The organism is Bradyrhizobium sp. P5_C11_2 (assembly GCF_054049755.1).
Window position 1 is genome coordinate 1 of the sequence record NZ_JBFULT010000992.1, and the last position, 1,426, is coordinate 1,426.

The following is a 1,426-nucleotide window of genomic DNA, read 5'->3' on the forward strand; positions in this document are numbered from 1 at the left end:
GCGCGAGGACGAGCTGTTCGGGGAGCTGCTCGCGGACAAGCTCGTCTACTACCCGACCGTGACCCGCGAGCCGTTCCGCAATCGCGGCCGCATCACCGACCTCATCAGCTCCGAGCAGATCTTCAACGACATCGGACAGGGCCCACTCGACATCGCAACCGACCGCATCATGATGTGCGGCAGCCCGGCGATGCTGGAAGAGCTGAAAGTGATGTTCGAAGGCCGTGACTTCATCGAGGGTTCCGGCAACAAGCCCGGTCACTTCGTGATCGAGAAAGCCTTCGTCGAGCGGTAAAGCGCCGCTCATTGTCTCGGTGTCGTCCTGGCCGAGTGCGCAATTGCGCACGGGAGCCAGGACCATACCCACCGAGTCAAGTTTGGCGAAGGTTGGTCGTTGTCAGGCTTCGCAATACCCCGCTCAGGGGTTATGGGTTATGGGTTCTGGGTTCTGGCTTTCGCCAGGACGACGCGGTGGGTAGGCGCCTTGCCCGGGTAGCCGCCCCGTCCTCCCCCCACATTCTGCTGCGCTGCAAAAATCCCGTTCTCCCGGCTGATTGATTTACCTCGGCCGAATTCGCTAGCCTGAAACAAGGGCCGCGTCATATCCGTATGACAGGCGCGGACGTATCGTACCGCCTCAAGCTGGCGAGAGGATGGGAATCGTGGCCGACGAAAATAGCAAAGCGCCAAAATCGAGCCGTGGGCCCCTCGAACAGGGTGTCATGGAAACTCTGCTGCTGCCGTTCTCGCCGCGCTTCATCGTGCTGACGATCTGCGCGGTGGTGACCGCGCTGCTGATCGGCATCGGTATCTCCGATCGCAAGATCTTCGACATCCTGCTGATCCCGATCGTGATCTTCGGCGCCCTGACGCTGCTCGGCGTCCGCGACCTCCTCCAGAAGGGCCACGCGGTGCTGCGCAACTACCCGATCTCGGCGCACATCCGCTTCCTGCTCGAAGAAATCCGCCCGGAGATGCGGCAGTATTTCTTCGAGAGCGAGAAGGACGGCATGCCGTTCTCGCGCGACATCCGCGCGGTGGTCTATCAGCGCGCCAAGATGCAGCTCGACAAGCGTCCATTCGGCACCCAGGAGGACGTCTATCGCGAGGGCTATGAGTGGATGCATCACTCGGTCTCGCCGCAGGCTCATGCCGAGGAGAAGTTCCGCATCACCATCGGCGGTCCGGACTGCAAGCAGCCTTATTCGGCCTCCGTGTTCAACATCTCGGCGATGAGCTTCGGCGCGCTCAGCCCGAATGCCGTGCGCGCGCTGAATGCCGGCGCCAGGAAAGGCGGCTTCGCGCATGACACCGGCGAGGGCGGCTTCAGTCCCTACCACCGCGAGATGGGCGGCGACATCATCTGGGAAATCGGCTCCGGCTATTTCGGCTGCCGTCATCTCGACGGCACGTTCGATCCCGAGTC

At 62.3% G+C, this 1,426-nt stretch carries 1 protein-coding gene and 1 pseudogene; both read left to right on the forward strand.

Going from position 1 to position 1,426, the window contains the following annotated elements:
* Positions 1-295, forward strand: a pseudogene (locus ACXJL8_RS40995) (ferredoxin--NADP reductase); the annotation flags it as partial.
* A 427-nt stretch (positions 296-722) separates the two neighbouring features.
* Positions 723-1,426: glutamate synthase-related protein (locus ACXJL8_RS41000; protein WP_456687036.1), on the forward strand; the 704-nt coding region annotated here is incomplete at its 3' end.